This is a genomic window from Actinoplanes flavus (assembly GCF_017592555.1).
Classification (GTDB): Bacteria; Actinomycetota; Actinomycetes; order Mycobacteriales; family Micromonosporaceae; genus Actinoplanes; species Actinoplanes flavus.
This window is the reverse complement of sequence record NZ_JAGFNS010000010.1, coordinates 155,588-171,781: the sequence shown is the minus strand read 5'-3', so window position 1 is coordinate 171,781 and position 16,194 is coordinate 155,588. Positions and strand designations below refer to the sequence as shown.

The window sequence follows — 16,194 nt, the reverse complement described above, 5'->3', positions numbered from 1 at the left end:
GATGAGCGACGCCGGGGCCACGCTGTTCGCGCGCTACGCGTTCCCACCGAACGAGCGGGGCTACTGCGGGCCGGACGGGGTGGCGCCCGCCGAGCTGGGACGGCGGGCCCGTGACTTCGAGGGCGCGTGGGCGTACCTCCGCTTCATCGCCGGGTCGGCGGGCATCGCCGATCCGCTCGACGAACGGGTGGTGCGCGCCTACTGGCTGGGCGGCCGGCTGCTGGACCTCGTGGACGGCGACCGGCTGGCCTGCGACCTGCGTGCCCGGTTCGCCGGACAGTACCGCGGCCCGTCGGCGGCGGCCCACCACACGTTCCACGTCTTCGAGGTCTATCCGTGGCTGTCGCTGCTTCGCCGTACCGGCAGCTCACACGCCGTGTCGGTGCTGGACCGCTGCCGGATCCGCACCGGAACCGTCCTCTCCGTGCGCGGCTCCCGCGCGGTCGTCCGCTCGCCCGCCCTGACGTGGCGGGACGGGACGCTGGCCGTCGGGGACGTCCGCAGCGAGCAGGTGCGCTGGGAGCGGTCGCTGCTGCCGGAACTGGCCGTCGGCGACCGGGTCGCCCTGCACTGGGACTGGGTCTGCGACGTGGTCACGCCGGCGGACGACGCCCGCCTGCGTGACCAGCTCCGCGGCTGGCTCTGAACCGGTCAGGCGCGGGCGGCGATCTTCGCGATCGGCAGGCCGGGGGCGAGGGCGCCGTACTCCAGGGACCGGTCCTCGCCGAGGCGGGCGGCCACGAAGGCGTCCGCGATCTCGGCCGGGGCCTCCCGGATCAGCACCGCGCCCTGCAACCCCAGCGCGAGCGCCTCCACCACCCGCCGCGCCGACGCGGCCGCCGCCGACGGATCCGCCGCGACCTGCGCGACCAGCTTCCGCGTCGCCGCCACATGCGCGTCATAAGCCGGGTGTACGCCCAGAGCGCCCGCCAGCTCACGATCCACCGCACCGACCGACTCCGGCTCCCGGGCCATCGCGCGCAGCACGTCCAGGGCGATCACGTTGCCGGAGCCCTCCCACACCGCCATGACCGGCTGCTCCCGGTAGCGCCGGGCCAGCGGGAACGCCTCGGTGTAGCCGTTGCCGCCGAGACATTCGAGCGCCTCGTAGGCGTGGTTCGGCCCGCGCTTGCACACCCAGTACTTGCCGACCGCGGTGGCCAGCCGCCGGAACGCCACCGACTCGTCGTCGTCGCTGTCGTAGGCGGACGCCAGCCGCATCGCCGTCCAGGTGGCCGCCTCCGCCTCCAGCTGGAGGTCGGCGATCACCGCCGTCATCGCCGGCTGGTCGATGAGCACGGCCCCGAACGCACCGCGGTGGCGGACGTGCCAGGCCGCCTCGGCGACCGACTGCCGCATGCCGGCCGCGCTGCCCAGCACACAGTCCAGCCTGGTCTGCGCGACCATCTCGATGATGGTGCGGACCCCGCGGCCCTCCTCGCCGAGCAGCCACCCGACGGTGCCGTCCAGCTCGATCTCCGACGACGCGTTCGACCGGTTGCCGAGCTTGTCCTTGAGCCGCTGGATCCGGAAGACGTTGCGGTCGCCGCCGGGCAGCACCCGCGGCACCAGGAAACAGGACAGGCCGCCGGGCGCCTGGGCGAGCACCAGGAAGGCGTCCGACTGCGGGGCCGAGCAGAACCACTTGTGCCCGGTCAGCCGCCACGTCCCGTCGCCGGCGTCCAGCGCCCGGGTGCTGTTCGCCCGTACGTCCGAGCCGCCCTGTTTCTCGGTCATCGCCATGCCGAAGATCGCCGACGTCTTGCCGGCGCGCAGCTCCGGGTCGTAGTCCCGGGAGAAGACCCGGGGCAGCCACTCGTCGGCCAGCGCGGGCGTGAACCGCAGCGACGGCACCACCGCGTGGGTCATGCTCACCGGGCAGGCGTGTCCCGGCTCGATCTGCGCGAACAGCGTGAACGCGGCGGCCCGGGCGACGTGTGCGCCGGGGCGCGGCTCGGCCCAGCAGCTGGTGTGCGCGCCGTGCTCGATCGCGGCGCCGATGATCCGGTGGTAGCCCGGGTGGAAGTCGACCGCGTCCACCCGGTGACCCCACCGGTCGTGGCTCGCGAAGACCGGCGGATGCGTGTTCGCCAGCTCCGCGTCCCGCTGGAAGTCACCCCGGCCGACCAGCGCGCCGACCTCGGTCAGGTGGCCGGTGGCCCAGCCGGCGCCGTAGCGGCCGACCGCCTCGGTGAGCGCCGGATGGGTCAGGTACTCGTTCACGTCCACCCGCGGCGGGGCCTGGTTCACGACGTCGTGGGTCACGGCTTCTCCTCCAGCAGGAAGGCGAGGTGTTCCCGGGCGGCGCCGGCGGCCGCGGCCCGGGCCGCGCGCAGCGCCACCTGGTCGCGTTCCAGCCGGCCGGGCAGCGGGTCGCCCAGCCGCGGGGTCAGCGCGAGCGTGCTGAGCCCGTGCGACCACCCGTCCCGGACCTGCTGCAACGTCTCCCGGTAGCGGTGCGGGCGGCCCCGGTAGGCGGCGGCCAGCTCCGGGTTGAGCCGCCGCAGGTAGCGCTCGACCACCACGTCGGCGGCGCCGTAGCCGGGCTGGGTGCCGGGCGGCCGGGTGGCCAGGACGATCGCGTGGGTGGCGCCCCGGGCGGCGGCGCTGACCACCGGCACCGCCTCGACGATGCCGCCGTCCAGCCAGCGCCGGCCCCGCCACTGGACCGGGTCGCCGGCGAGCAGCGGCAGCAGACCGGACGCGTGCAGGCTGTTGACCAGGTCGTCCCGGTCGGCGAAGTCGGACAGCGCCTCGGCGCGGCCGGTGTCCACATCGGTGGCGACCATGGCGAGGCGGCCCGCCCAGTCGGTGCCCGACGCCGAGCCGATGTCCAGCAGGTCGTCGACGTGGGAGACGATGCGCAGGCCGTCGATCACCGGGCGGCCGCGGGCGATCCGGCGGACGTCGATGAACTCGGGGGACGCGAAGACCTCGGCGTACGACTCGGCCATCGCGTTGGCGGCGCCGACGGCCAGGGCGGCGGCGTTCACCGCGCCGGCCGAGGTGCCGACGATCATGTCGATGTGCTCGAGGACGCCCTCCTGCTCGATGACGGCGGCCATCGCGGCGGAGACGATGCCGCGCATGCCACCACCCTCGATGACCAGGGCCACGGTGGCGCCGTCGTCGGTGTTCCCGGTGCGGCGGCGCTCCTTGAGCACCTCCTGGATCGTGGGGGTGCCGATGCGGCCCAGCCGGACGCTCGCCCGGTCGGTGGCCGTGGCCGCCCGCTCGGCCTGCGCCGCCGTCCCCTCGGTCTGCTCCGGCTTGCGCTCGGGGGCCACGATCGTCCCCTGCGCGACCGCGACCAGGGTCTCCGTGCCGTCGTCGGCGACCGCGACCAGCTCGCAGCGGCAGGCGGCGCGGCGGCCCTCGGCGCGCATCACCATGCCGTTGGCGCGCAGCGTGCGACCACGCGCCGGGGCGATGTAGTCGACCGTCAGGCCGGAGGTGACGACGTCCGGGCCGAGCGCCGCGCCGCCGGCGAAGGCCAGCGCGCAGTCCGCGGCGTACGCCACGATCCCGCCGTGCACGGCGCCGTGGTGGTTGGTGATCTCCGGGCGGATGTCGAGTTCGACGACGGCGCCCGCCGAGCTGAACGAGATCAGCCGGGTGCCGAGCGTCCGGGTCACGGACTGGCCGGCCAGCACCCGCTGGGCGGTGGCGAGGGTCGCGGTCATCGGATTCCTCCAGACATCATCGGTACGCCGAGCGCGCGGAAGCAGAACGAGCGGATCCCGTCGACCACCGCGGTCTGGGTCTCGTCGGACGGTTCCGGGCTGTCCGGGCGGATCCAGCCGACCAGGGCCTCGGAGATCGCGCCCATCACCGCCGACGAGGCGAGCCGCGGGTCCTGCGGGACGAACTCGCCACCGGCCAGCCCGTCGGCGATGATCTGCTCGCCGATGTCGGTGTAGGACCGCCGGTAGACCAGCCGCTCCGCCTCGACCACCGGGCTGACCGGCTCGAACAGCAGGGCCCACGCCATCCGCCGGCCGTGCAGCGCCCGGGTCGAGAAGATCCGGACCAGCTCGTCGATCCGCTCCGAGGCCCGCTGCCCGGCGTCCGAGACGGCGAGCCGGACCAGGTCGATCTCGTGCGTGGCGGCGCTGCGGAACACCTCGGCGAGCAGCCGGTCGCGGCCGTCGAAGTACGAGTACACCGACCCGACGCTGGCCTGGCAGCGGGCGGCGATCGCGGCGACGGTGGCCGCCTTGAAGCCGTCCGCCGCGACGAGCGCCCGCGCGGCACGCAGGAACCCGTCCCGCTTGTCCTCGGCGTTCTTCCTGGTCAGTGCGGTTTGCCGGTATGGCATCCGGAGGCCCCCAAGCTATGAATCCGGATTCAATGCAAGGCAAGAAGTGAACCACGGTTCAGAAGAAGGCCGCAACCGGGCCCCTGGTCAGGGCGTACCGGAGCGGTAGGTCAGCACCAGCAGCAGCTCGAAACGGGCGCGCGGATCGTCCAGGTCGTCGCCGAGCAGTTCACGGAGGCGGTTGAGGCGGTAGCTGACCGTCTGCGGGTGCACGAACAGCTCGGCCGCGACCGCCGAACGCGAACCCCAGTGACGCAGCCAGCTCTCCAGGGTGACCAGGAACGCCTCCCGCTGGCCGGAACGCAGCCCGGCCAGCGGGGCGAGCCGCCGGGCGGTCAGCACCGGCAGCGCGGCCGGCTCGCCGCGCAGCGCCAGGACCGCGAAATGGTCGTCGGCGAAGATTGGCTCGGCGCCGGGCATGACCAGTTCGGCGGTCCGCTCGGCGAGCCGCACCGCCTGCGGCGCCTCGGTCCAGTGCAGGGCCGGGCCGACCACCGCCTCCCGGCCGTGCAGCGCCTCGGTGAGCGCCGCCCGCTCGGACCGGGCCCCGGCGCGCAGCAGCAGCACGGCGTCCCGGCCGCGCTCGGCGACCACCCCGTCGGCGCCGAACCGGAATCGGGCGTCGCGGGCCTGGTCCGGCGGCAGCAGCACCGGCACGACGGTGTCCACCCCGGGCCAGCCGATCCCGGCGGCGGCCTCCCGGACCACCTCGGGCGAACTGCCGCCGGCCAGCAACAGGTCGGCCACCTGGCGGCGGCGCCGGTCCCCCTCGCCGGCCTGCTCACGCAGCTGGCGGGCCAGACCGTCGGTGCAGGCGGTGGCCAGCTCGTCGATGAACGCGCTGGCGGCGTCGGACAGGTCGATCACCTCGGCGACGCTGACCGGCCGCAACTCGCCGAGCGCCTCGGTGGCGGTCCGCAGCAGCAGGCGGGCGGCGATCCGCAGCGAGGCGAGCAGGGTCTCCGGGCCGCGGTTCTCCCGGGCCTCGGCCGCGCCCAGGGCCACGAAGACCTCGCGGATCCGTGGCGGCAGCGCCGGCTCCCGGGTGCCGGCCAGGTCGAGGAACCGGTCCAGGGCCACCGTCACGGCGGTACGCACGTCGCGTTCGAACTTCTCGCCGGCCCCCGCGCCGGGGCTCTCCCGGACCGCGGTGGCGATCTCGCGGACGGCGGCGGGCAGGCGCGGGCGCATCGCGACGGCCAGATCGGTGGGCAGGTTCTGCCAGGGGGTGTTCATCGCCCCCGATTTTGTCACCCGGTGATAAAGCGACGAGGAATTCTTGCTGGTTCGCCGACGATGCTTCGTCCGGGACTCGGGACGACGATGGTCCGGTAAGTCCCCCGCACGGATCGGAACCCCGCCTGTGAAACACCGTCTGTCCCGCCAGCACGTGGTCGACATGTGCCGGACGATGCTCGACCGCGGCTATCTCAAGGCGACCGAGGGCAACGTCTCGGTCCGGATCCCGGGTCACCAGCTCTACGCCGTGACGCCGAGCAACTACGACTACGACCGGATGCGGGTGGAGGACATCTGCATCGTCGACTTCGACGGCAAGCACGTGCCCGACCCCGGTGGCGCCGGCGGCCTGGTCCCGTCGATCGAGTGCGGCATGCACGCCAACGTCTACCGCGAGCGGCCGGACGTCAATGCGATCGTCCACACCCACCAGCCGTACGCGTCGGCCCTCGCCTTCCTGCGCAAGCCGATCCCGGCGCTCACCGACGAGCAGGTCCGCTTCCTCGGCAAGGAGGTGGCGATCATCGACTACGCGCCGTCGGGCACCGGCTTCCTCGCGAAGAACGTGCAGAAGAAGGTGGCGAGCGGCGACAACGCGTTCATCATCGCCAACCACGGCGTGGTGGCGCTGGGCACCGACCCGGATCGCGCGGTGTTCAACATGGCGCTGCTGGAGAAGGTGTCGATCGCCTACCTGATGGCGCTCACCTCGGAGGCTGGCAAGGTCTACACGATCCCGGACACGATCCGGGAGATCGCGTTCAGCAAGCTGAAGAAGGACGAGAAGCGGATCGCGGCGCAGATCACCGAGGCGGTCGAGCCGGTCCGGGTGCCCGACGACGAGGAGCTGCCGTCCGCCGCGACCGAGGCCCCGAAGACGTACGAGACGTCCGCTGACCTCGGCTACTCGATCAGTGAGTATCTCGACGTCGACGACACCCTGCGCCGGCTGAAGGCCCTCGTGGCCCAGCCGATGCGCGGGCTGCGCCACGACGCCCTGCTCGACACGCTGAACTACTTCGAGACCAAGTGCACCGCCAGCAAGGAGATCACCGAGCGGGCCAAGAAGCGGATCCCCGGCGGCGTCCAGCACAACCTGGCGTTCAACTACCCGTTCCCGCTGGCGATCGACAAGGCCGAGGGCGCCTACCTGACCGACCGCGACGGCAACGTCTACATCGACTTCCTCCAGGCCGGCGGCCCCACCATCCTGGGCAGCAACTACGCCCCGGTCAACGAGCGGGTGGCCGAGGTGATCCGCGAATCCGGGCCGGTCACCGGCCTCTTCCACGAGTACGAGCTGAAGCTCGCCGACATCATCCACCAGTACATGCCGCACATCGAGATGTACCGGTCGCTGGGCTCCGGCACCGAGGCGGTCATGGCGGCGGTGCGCGCGGCCCGGGCGTACACCGGGAAGAAGATGGTGATCAAGGTCGGCGGCGCCTACCACGGCTGGTCCGACACGATGGTCTACGGCCTGCGCGTCCCCGGCTCGTTCCGGATGAACGCCAAGGGCATCCCGTGGGGCGCCACCGGCCGCACCCGGGAGGCGTTCCCGCACGACCTCGGCCTGCTCAAGCGCAAGCTGATCGAGAACAGGCTGCGCGGCGGCACCGCCGCGGTCGTGGTGGAGCCGCTCGGCCCGGAGTCCGGCACCCGCCCGGTCCCGAAGGGCTACAACGCCGCCGTCCGCAAGCTGTGCGACGAGTTCGGCGCGCTGCTGATCTTCGACGAGGTGGTGACCGGCTTCCGGACCGGCCTGGGCGGCGCCGCCGGCTACTTCGGCGTGACGCCCGACCTGACCGTGCTGGGCAAGGCCGTCTCCGGTGGCTACCCGATGGCCGGCGGGGTCGGCGGCCGGGCCGACGTCATGGCGGTCTTCGGCTCCGGGCTGGACGGCAAGCACGGCGCCCACATCCAGGTCGGCGGCACCCTGTCGGCGAACCCGCTGTCCTGCGCGGCCGGCTACTTCGCCATTCAGGAGATGGCCCGCACCAACGCTCCGGTGATCGCCGGTAAGGCCGGTGACCGGCTGACCCGTGGCCTCCAGCGCCTGATCGACAAGTACGGTCTGCCGTACGTGGCCTACAACCAGGGTTCCATCGTGCACCTGCAGTCCAGCGGCGTGCTGATGCTGGACATGCGCAACCCGGTCAAGCTGTTCAAGGAGAACAAGGGCCGCAAGCAGGTGATGGAGCAGATGGGCGCGGCCTACGCCGCCCACGGCATCATCACGCTGGCCGGCTCGCGGATGTACACGTCGATGGCCGACACCGACGAGGTCATCGACGACGCCCTCGCCCGGTTCGACCAGGTCTTCGCGCTGGTCGAGGGAGTGTAAGTGGCCATTCCGCCGCAGATCCTGGCGATCGACCTCGGGACCTCGGGGATGAAGGCCGCGCTCGTCGCGGCCGACGGGACGGTGACCGGCTGGGCCGAGCGGCCGGTCCCGCTGGTCGTCCTGCCCGGCGGCGGCGCCGAGCAGGACCCGGTCGCCTGGTGGGACGCCCTCGCCGAGGTGGTCGCCGACCTGGGCCGGGCCTTCCCGGATCATCTGCGCGCGGTGACCACCGTCTGCTCGTCGACGCAGGGCGAGGGCACCATCGCGGTGGACGCGGCCGGGGAGCCGCTCACCCGGTGCATCAGCTGGCTCGACATGCGCGGGGCCACCCACCTGCGGCGGCAGTTCGGCGGTTTCCCGGCGGTCGACGGCATCTCGGTGCGCCGGATCGCCCGCTGGCTGCGGCTCACCGGCGGCATGCCGTCGGTGACCGGCAAGGACCCGGCCGCGCACATGCTGCTGATCCGCGACGACATGCCGGACGTCTACGCGCGGACCAAGACGTTCCTCAACGTCCTCGACTGGATCAACCTGAAACTCACCGGCCGCACGGTGGCGACCGTCGACTCGATCCTCACCTCGTGGGTCACCGACAACCGGAGGGCTCCCGCCATCCGGTACGCTCCCGCGCTGGTCGCCGCCAGCGGGATCGACGCGGACAAGTTCCCGCCGATCGTGGCATGCACCGAGGTGATCGGCACGCTTTCCCCCCAAGCTGCCGATCACCTCGGCCTCCCCCGATCGGTGCGGGTCGTGGCGGGCGCCATCGACAACACCGCCGCCGCCATCGGGGCGGGCACCATCCGGGACAACGAGCCCCATCTGTATCTGGGCACGTCGTCCTGGATCGCCGCGCACGTCCCGCGAAAGAAGACCGACATCCGGACCGGCATCGCGTCGATCCCGTGCGCCATCCCGGACCGCTACCTGATGACCGCGCTCCAGGCGACCGCCGGCGCCAACCTCACCTGGCTGCGCGACAAGATCGTGGAGTACGACGACCCGATCGTCAGCGCCGGCCACGTGAGCCGTGACGAGGGCACCATCTTCGACGCCTTCGACAAGATCATCCCGATGGTCCCGCCCGGCGCGAACGGCGTCCTCTACACCCCCTGGCTGTACGGCGAACGCGCGCCGGTCGACGATCCGAACCTGCGCGCCGCGTTCCTCAACATCTCCCTCGACACCACCCGGTCCGACCTGCTGCGGGCCGTCTTCGAGGGCGTCGCGCTGAACACCCGGTGGCTGGCCGGGGCCGTCGACCGGTTCCTCGGCGCGCCGGTGGAGTCGATGGTCATCACCGGTGGCGCGGCCCGCTCCGACTCGTGGTGCCAGATCTTCGCCGACGTGCTCGGCCACGAGATCCGCCGGGACGCCAACCCGGTGACCGTGAACGCCCGGGGCGCCGGCTGGATCGGCGCGGTCGGCGCCGGGATGATCGCGTTCGACGACATCCCCGCGCTGAGCCGCAACGATCACGTCTTCACCCCCGGCCCGGATCACGCCCGCTACGGCGAGATCTACGACATCTACCAGGAGCTGCACCACCGCCTCGCGCCGGTGTACCGGCGACTCAACCGCCCGGCCGGCTGACCTCCGGAGTGACGGCCCGCCGCCACGGGCCGTCACTCCGGTCGACAACGCCCCGGATCAGCGACAGGTCACGGGTAGGAGGTGGGCGGCGGGCCGCTGGGCGGCGGGCCACCGTAGGGCGGACCACCGGGCGGCGGACCACTGGGCGACGGGCCACCGGGCTGCGGGCCACCGTAGGGCGGACCACCGGGCGGCGGACCACCGGCCGACGGGGCCTGCGGGCCGGGTGGGGTGATCGCCGCGTCCAGGCCGTCCAGGATCTCCTCGACCTGGGGCCGGAGCACACGCCAGTCGCGTCCCGAGGCGAGCGCCTCGTTCTCCGCGTCGACGGCCGCCGTGAGATCGCGCAGCAGCACCGCGATCCCGGTGGCCCGGGCCTGCCGGGCGGCGTCCGAGGGCTGGGTGGACAGCCGGCCCCAGCCGGCGATCAGCGCGGCCAGGTCGGCGCGGACCCGCGGCCAGGTGTTCGCCCGCTGGACCGGATCGGCGGTGGCCAGCACCGGCGTCAGCCGCGCCTCGGTGACCATGCGGGTCTCGGCCGACAGGGTGCCCGCCTCGGCGTCCCAGGTCGCCGTCCGCCGGGAGCGGCTGATCAGCAGCGCGGCGGCCAGCCCGGCGAACAGCAGGAACAGCAGGATCCAGCCCCAGACGCCACCGGAGTCGTCCTCGGCGGCGATCGGCACCACCGCGGCCGACGACGAGGTGGCCGCCGGCGTCGGCGTGGTGGCCTCCGTGGTCGGTGTGGTGGTCTTGGGCGGCACCACGGTCACCGTCACCTCCACCTTGGTGGTGGACGGCTTCTCCGGGGTCTCCTCAGGCTCCTGCGGTTGCTGGCCGGTCCGGGTCGGTTCCGGTTCGCCGGTCGGTTCCGGTTTCTCGGTGGTCCGGGTCGGTTCCGGCTTCTCGGTACGGGTCCGGGTCGGTTCCGCCGTATCAGCGGGCTCCTCGCCGGCGGTGCGCTCGATCGACGGCCGGGTCGACGGCAACGTCTGGTTCTCCCCCTCACCGCCGCAGGCCGCCGTCGCCAGCAGGCAGAGGAATACGGCCGCCGCGGCGGCCGGCCGGTGTGCCCGTTGCATCATGTCCACTCCCAGTTCGGACTTCCGGTCAGGCGACGATCCGCATCTCACGGCTGGTGTTGTTGAAGCGGCGGCCACCGTTGCCGGTGACCGTGACGATGTCCTCGATCCGCACGCCGAACCGGCCGGGCAGGTAGATCCCCGGTTCGATGGAGAAGCACATTCCGGGGACCAGCGGGCGCGTCTCCCCCTCGACCAGGTACGGCGGCTCGTGGGTGGTCAGGCCGATGCCGTGGCCGGTGCGGTGGATGAAGTGCGGCCCGTACCCGGCGTCCTCGATCACCGTGCGGGCCACCCGGTCGATGTCCGCACAGGTCACGCCGGGACGGACGGCTTCGAAGGCGGCCTGCTGGGCGTGCCGCACCACGTCGTGGATCTCCCGTTCCGGGCCGGTCGGCTCGCCGACGTGCACGGTCCGGGTGGTGTCCGAGCCGTACCCGTCCTTGAGCCCGCCGAAGTCGAGGACCACCATGTCGCCCTCGACGATCACCCGGTCGCCCATCTCGTGGTGCGGGTCGGCGCCGTTCGGCCCGGACCCGACGACGGTGAAGTCGACCTGGCTGTGGCCGTGTTCGCGGAGCAGCCCGGCCAGCTCGGTGCCGACCGCGTGCTCGGTCCGGCCGGCGAACCGGGTCCGGACGATCTCCTCGTACGCGGCGTCGGCGGCCGCCCCGGCGCCGGCCAGCCGTTCGATCTCGTCGGCGTCCTTGACGGCCCGCAGCATCGGCAGGGTTCCGGTCATCGACGTGAACCAGGACGCCGGCACCTCCCGTTGCAGGGCCAGCAGGTGCAGGGCCCAGGCCGAGTCGGAGATGGCGTAGCGGCCGTCGGCGGCGAGCAGCCGGGCGGTGGCCGCGTACGGGTCGGCGCCGTCCCGCCAGTCACTGATCGTCACCGCGCTCGCGCCCGGGGCCGCCTCGGCGTCCGCGCGTTCCAGGGTGGGGACGATCAGGCGCGGCTCGTGGTCGCGGTCCAGCACCAGCATGGTGATCCGCTCGGTGATGGCGGTGGGCCGGTAGCCGGTGAAGTACACGAGATCCGGGCCCGGCGTGACCAGCAGGCCGGTGAGCCCGGCGTCGGCGGCCTGGGTGACCGCCCGTTCCATCCGGGCGGTGAAGTCCTTCGTGGTGAACGGTCGTGGCGTCATGCCGGGGCACCTCCGGGGGTCGCGACCGGGCGGGTCGGGATGGTGTGGCTGGTCGCGGCCGCCGCGGCGGCCAGGTGCACGGCGCCCGCCGGGTCACCGCGGTGCCGGCCCATCAGGACGGCCAGCGCGACACCGGCCGCCGCCAGCACGGTCAGCAGCAGCGCCGCACCGGCGAGGCCGGCGGCCAGGGCGTCACCGGCGGGTTCCCCGGCGGTGGCGTGCGTGTCGTTCACCGCGCTGAAGACCGTGGAGGCGGCCGCCACCGCGAGCGAGCCACCGACGTACCGGGCCATGTTGGAGATGCCGGACGCCTGGCCGACCTGGTCGGCCGAGACCGCCGAGGTGGAGGCCGACGAGGCCGGCCCGTTGGCGAAGCCGAGGCCGACCGACAGGACCATCAGCGGGATCACGAACGTGGCGTAGCTCCAGCCGGCGGTCACCAGGATCAGGACGCCGGCGCCGGCCACCGCCAGGGCGAAGCCGAGGGCGACCGCCTGCCGCGAGCCGATCCGCACCGCCAGCGGGGTGATCAACGGCGTCACCGCGATCATGGCGGCTGCCGCCGGCAGGGTGGCCAGACCCGCCTCCAGGGCCGTCATCCCGAATCCGGCCGGGTTCTGGAAGTAGAGGCTGAGCAGGTACATCAGCGCGTTGATGATCCCGGCCACGAGCAGGATGGCGATGGTCGACCCGACCAGCACCCGGTTGCGGAACAGCCGCAGGTCGACGAGCGGGGCGGTGGCCCGGCGCTCGGCGGCGACGAATCCCGCCCCGCCGAGGACCGACAGCACCAGGCAGCCGATCGTGGGAGCCGACGCCCAGCCCCATTCGCCGCCCTCGCTGAGCGCCAGCACCAGCGGCACCAGCGCGACCGCGACCAGCACGGTGCCGAGCACGTCGATCGAGCGGGACCGGTCCGGGTCGCGTGATTCGGCGATGCCGGCCAGGGTGACCGGGATGCAGGCGGCGGCGATCGCCGCGTCGATCCAGAACAGTCCCTGCCAGCCGGTCGTACCGACCAGGACCCCGCCGACGAGGGGGCCGACGGCCGCGCCGATGGCCGATGCCGCGCCCCACAGGGTGATGGCCCGCATCTGCCCGGCGCCGGACGATCCGACCGACAGCAGGCTCATCCCGCAGGCCAGGATGGTGGAGCCGGCGGCGCCCTGGATCATCCGGCCGCCGATCACCCCGGCCGCGTCGCCGGCCAGGGCGATCAGGGCGCAGGACGCCACAAACAGGACCAGGCCGCCGAGGAAGATCCGGCGGCGGCCGAAGACGTCGCCGAGCGCGCCGGAGGTGACGATGACGGCGGCGCCGACCAGCATGTAGCCGGTGACCGCCCACTGGAGCACGTCGATCGGGGCGCCGACGTCCTCGCTGATCGCCGGCAGCAGGATCGTGACGGCCGAGGTGTTCGCGTTCACCACCAGCGCCGACACGCAGGCGGCGAACAGCACGCCGCGCCCCGCGGCCCGGCCGGCATCGGTTCTCGGGGCTTCGTGACCTGTGGGGGGCATCAGCGTCCCTTCGCATCGGCGCCGCGCATGGCGCCAATCTGCCGTCCCGGCGGGCCGCCGGGCATCGCTCGTGCCGGATGAATCTCATCCCGTAGCGCTACGACCGGTGCGCCTCCACGTCTACCTTCTGCGCATGAGCGACTCGACGATCTTCGACCGCGAGTTGCAGCAGTTCCTGCTGTTGCTGGGCAGCGCGCTCACCGCGGCCGGCGAGGCGGTCAACGAGATCGAGGAGCGTCTGCTGCGGGTGGCGGTGGCCTACGACGCGGTCCACGCCCGGTTCGTCGTGCTTCCCACGTATGTCGTCATGTCGCTGGCGCCGGGCTACCCGGCGACGCTGGAGCCGACCCGGGCGCTGAGCCGCGGGCTGCGCCTGGACCAGACCGCGGCTGTCTACGAGATGCTGCGCGAGGCCGAACGGGGCCTGATCTCACCGGCCGACGGCATTCGCCGGATCCGGGAGATCGTGCGGACGCCGCCGCGGTTCGGCCCGGCCGTGCAGATTCTCGGGTACGCCGTGCTGACCGCCGGGATCTGCCTGATCCTCCAGCCCACCTGGATCGACCTGGTGTTGTCCGCGGCCTTCGGCGTGCTGGTGAGTGGTTTCAAGCAGATCGCTGCCCGCTGGACCAGCCTGCGCATGATCATGCCGGTGACGGCCGCGTTCGTGGTGGCGGCGCTGACCTTCCTGATCGCCGGAGGCGGCTGGGCGGACGCCGATCTGCGGTCCATGGTGGCGCCACTGGCCACCTACCTGCCCGGCGCCGTCCTGACCATGGCGGTCGTCGAGGTGTCGGCGGGCGAGATGGTGACCGGCGCCAGCCGCCTGGTGACCGGCATCCTGCAACTGCTGCTGCTCGCCTTCGGGATCATCGGCGCCGCCCAAGCGGTCGGCGTGCCCCGCGCCGAGGAGCTGGTGAGCGCGCCGCAGAACTCGATCGGCGCGTGGGCGCCCTGGCTCGGCGCGCTGGTCGTCGCCGTCGGCAACTACCTGGTGCACTCCGGCCCACCCGGTTCGCTGGGCTGGCTCTGCCTGGTGCTCTACTCCGGGTGGATCGCCCAGTACTTCGGCGGCCTGGTGTTCGGCGGCTACCTGAGCGGCTTCCTCGGCGCGCTGCTGCTGACGGTCGTGGCGTACCTGGTGGAACGGGCCCCGTCCGGGCCCCCGGCGCTGGTCTCGTTCCTGCCCGGCTTCTGGCTGCTGGTGCCGGGCGCGCTGAGCCTGATCGGCCTCACCGAGTACCTGAGCCAGGACTCGGTACACGGCGTCTCGGACCTGATCCGCGCGCTCGGCTCGATGCTGGCCATCGCCCTCGGGGTGCTCTGTGGTCATCCGATCTATCGCGGGCTCGCCCGGGCGCTGGCCATCCGGAATCTGAGGCAGGAGCTCGCGTGACGGCACCGGTTCACTCGTACGGGTGGCCGCGAACCGTTCCCCAGGGGTGAGGCGACGACCAGCCCTCTCGGTCGATGATCCGCGGAAAATCCCCGATCGGAGGCCGCGTTGAGTGCGATGGATGTGCCCGCCAGAGAGCCGGTGGGCGACAAGGCTGCGAGGCCGAGGACGGCCCGCACCGTTCAATACATCTCCTGGGTCGCTCTGGCGCTGATGACCACGAGTTCCGTGGCCAGCCTGCGTCCGTCGCCCACGATGGCCGTCTACGGGCTGGCCAGCATCTTCCTCTACCTCGTCCCGGCGATCGTCTTCCTGCTGCCGACCGCGCTGGTCTCGGCGGAGCTGGCCTCCGGCTGGGAGGGCGGCGTCTACAAGTGGGTCAGCGAGGGCATCAACAAGCCGGCCGGGTTCCTGGCGGTGTGGTGCCAGTTCGCCATGACGATCTTCTACTACCCGAGCCTGCTCGGGTTCGTGGCGAGCACGCTGGCGTACGTCATCAATCCGGACCTCGCCTCCAGCGGCGTCTGGACCGCGATCGTCATCATGGTCTGCTACTGGACCGGCGTGTGGGTGTCGTCCCGCGGCACCGGCGGGGTGGCCGGCCTGGCCAGCGGCGGCCTGATCATCGGCACCCTGATCCCCGGGGCGCTGCTGGTGATCCTCGGCATCGCGTTCCTCGGCCAGGGCAACGAGTCGGCCGCGCCGATGACCGCCGACAACCTGATCCCGGCCTGGGCCGGTCTGTCCAGCCTGGTGCTGATCGTGAACAACTTCCTGTCGTACTCCGGCATGGAGATGAACGCGGTGCACGTCGGGTCGCTGAAGCAGCCGGGCCGGGAGTTCCCGAAGGCGATGTTCCTGGCCATGGGCCTGGTCCTGCTGATCTTCATCCTGCCCGCGCTGGCGATCAGCTGGGTGGTGCCGGCCGAGCAGCTGTCGCTGACCGCCGGCGTGATGCAGGCGTTCGACGCGGTGTTCGCCGCCTTCGACTCGCAGTGGCTCACCCCGATCCTGGGCGTCATGCTGGTCGCCGCGTCGCTCGGCGGCATGCTCACCTGGCTGGCCGGCCCCTCCAAGGGCCTGCTGCTGATCTCCCGCCAGGAGGGCTACCTGCCGCCGTTCCTGCAGCGGCTCAACAAGCACGGCGTGCAGCAGAACATCCTGGTCACCCAGGGCCTGGTCACCACGGTCATCGCGCTGGCCTACGCGTTCATCCCGGACGTCTCCAGCGCGTACTGGATCTTCTCGGTGATCACCACGCAGGTCTACCTGATCATGTACCTGCTGATGTTCGTGGCCGCCGTCCGGCTGCGCCGCAGCCACCCGGACCACCCGCGCGGCTACCGCGCCCCGATGCTCACCGGTCTCTGCGGCGTCGGCTTCGCCGCCTCGCTGGCCGCCCTGCTCATCGGCTTCGTCCCGCCGTCGCAGTTCGGCTCCGGCAGCGTCGGCGCCTACCTGGCCGTCGTCGCCGGCGGCGCGCTCGGCCTCGGCCTGCTCGTCCCGTTCGTCTTCTACAAGCTGCGCAAACCCTCCTGGAAGGAAGTCCCCGCATGAT

The 16,194-nt window shown here is 72.5% G+C and carries 12 protein-coding genes; 5 read left to right on the top strand and 7 right to left on the bottom strand.

From position 1 onward, the window contains the following. Position 1: 1 nt before the first annotated feature. On the top strand, positions 2 to 646 hold the full coding sequence (locus tag J5X75_RS17185) for a DUF6390 family protein (RefSeq protein WP_208468411.1): 645 nt from the start codon (positions 2 to 4) through the stop codon (positions 644 to 646). Between the two features lie 5 nt (positions 647 to 651). Here the strand turns inward: J5X75_RS17185 and J5X75_RS17180 are convergent, their stop codons facing one another. The 4 genes from J5X75_RS17180 to J5X75_RS17165 all read right to left on the bottom strand — a co-directional run bounded on the left by J5X75_RS17180 (position 652) and on the right by J5X75_RS17165 (position 5,554). After that, entirely contained in the window at positions 652 to 2,265 is a 1,614-nt protein-coding gene (locus tag J5X75_RS17180; protein WP_208468410.1) for an acyl-CoA dehydrogenase family protein, read from the bottom strand. Further along, positions 2,262 to 3,683, bottom strand: a complete 1,422-nt coding sequence (locus tag J5X75_RS17175) for a patatin-like phospholipase family protein (protein ID WP_208468409.1) — start codon at positions 3,681 to 3,683, stop codon at positions 2,262 to 2,264. Before J5X75_RS17175 ends, J5X75_RS17180 begins: the two co-directional genes overlap by 4 nt. Next, positions 3,680 to 4,318: a TetR family transcriptional regulator gene (locus J5X75_RS17170; RefSeq protein WP_208468408.1), complete on the bottom strand. Its 639-nt coding sequence runs from the start codon at positions 4,316 to 4,318 to the stop codon at positions 3,680 to 3,682. Before J5X75_RS17170 ends, J5X75_RS17175 begins: the two co-directional genes overlap by 4 nt. A gap of 87 nt (positions 4,319 to 4,405) precedes the next feature. After that, positions 4,406 to 5,554: a PucR family transcriptional regulator gene (locus tag J5X75_RS17165; RefSeq protein WP_208468407.1), complete on the bottom strand. Its 1,149-nt coding sequence runs from the start codon at positions 5,552 to 5,554 to the stop codon at positions 4,406 to 4,408. A gap of 127 nt (positions 5,555 to 5,681) precedes the next feature. On the opposite strand from J5X75_RS17165, the gene J5X75_RS17160 reads away from it, so the two are divergent. Both J5X75_RS17160 and J5X75_RS17155 read left to right on the top strand, forming a co-directional pair. Continuing rightward, positions 5,682 to 7,901 (top strand): aminotransferase class III-fold pyridoxal phosphate-dependent enzyme, encoded by a 2,220-nt coding sequence (locus J5X75_RS17160; protein WP_208468406.1) that lies wholly within the window; start codon positions 5,682 to 5,684, stop codon positions 7,899 to 7,901. Further along, positions 7,902 to 9,494 (top strand): xylulokinase, encoded by a 1,593-nt coding sequence (locus tag J5X75_RS17155; RefSeq protein ID WP_208468405.1) that lies wholly within the window; start codon positions 7,902 to 7,904, stop codon positions 9,492 to 9,494. 68 nt (positions 9,495 to 9,562) lie between these two features. Here the strand turns inward: J5X75_RS17155 and J5X75_RS17150 are convergent, their stop codons facing one another. Genes J5X75_RS17150 through J5X75_RS17140 form a run of 3 tightly spaced genes read right to left on the bottom strand, consistent with a single transcriptional unit; the run spans position 9,563 to position 13,240 of the window. Next, on the bottom strand, positions 9,563 to 10,576 hold the full coding sequence (locus J5X75_RS17150; RefSeq protein WP_208468404.1) for a hypothetical protein: 1,014 nt from the start codon (positions 10,574 to 10,576) through the stop codon (positions 9,563 to 9,565). A 25-nt stretch (positions 10,577 to 10,601) separates the two neighbouring features. Further along, entirely contained in the window at positions 10,602 to 11,720 is a 1,119-nt protein-coding gene (locus tag J5X75_RS17145) for an aminopeptidase P family protein (protein ID WP_208468403.1), read from the bottom strand. Beyond that, on the bottom strand, positions 11,717 to 13,240 hold the full coding sequence (locus J5X75_RS17140; RefSeq protein WP_208468402.1) for an MFS transporter: 1,524 nt from the start codon (positions 13,238 to 13,240) through the stop codon (positions 11,717 to 11,719). The genes J5X75_RS17145 and J5X75_RS17140 overlap by 4 nt, the downstream gene beginning before the upstream one ends. 133 nt (positions 13,241 to 13,373) lie before the next feature. On the opposite strand from J5X75_RS17140, the gene J5X75_RS17135 reads away from it, so the two are divergent. Both J5X75_RS17135 and gadC read left to right on the top strand, forming a co-directional pair. Next, positions 13,374 to 14,636: a threonine/serine exporter family protein gene (locus J5X75_RS17135; RefSeq protein WP_208468401.1), complete on the top strand. Its 1,263-nt coding sequence runs from the start codon at positions 13,374 to 13,376 to the stop codon at positions 14,634 to 14,636. 117 nt (positions 14,637 to 14,753) lie between these two features. Further along, positions 14,754 to 16,193, top strand: coding sequence for a glutamate/gamma-aminobutyrate antiporter GadC (gene gadC, locus J5X75_RS17130; RefSeq protein WP_208468518.1), 1,440 nt, complete (start codon positions 14,754 to 14,756; stop codon positions 16,191 to 16,193). Position 16,194 lies beyond the last annotated feature (1 nt).